The 335-nt window shown below is 68.7% G+C and carries 1 pseudogene; it reads left to right on the forward strand.

The features are described from left to right. Positions 1–335 (forward strand): annotated as a pseudogene (locus AC2TEW_RS39045) (transposase); the annotation flags it as partial.

Below are 335 nucleotides of genomic sequence, written 5' to 3' on the forward strand. Positions count from 1 at the left end.
CGCTACGCGGCCCGCCAGGACTGGGACAAGATCTCCCGCGCGCTCAAGCCGATCTGCACCGCGCCGACCGCCGACGCCGCCGAGGAACGCTTCCTGGAGTTCCAGGAGGAATGGGGCGCCAAGTATCCGGCGATCGTTCGGCTCTGGTCGAACGCCTGGGCCGAGTTCGTGCCGTTCCTGCAGTTCGACGCGGAGATCCGCCGGGTCGTCTGCACGACCAACGCGATCGAGAGCGTGAACGCCCGCATACGCAAGGCGGTCCGCGCCCGGGGGCACTTCCCGAACGAGGCTGCCGCGCTCAAGTGCGTCTACATGGCCGTCATGAGCCTGGACCC

The organism is Kitasatospora sp. NEAU-CNBT7 (assembly GCF_057220535.1).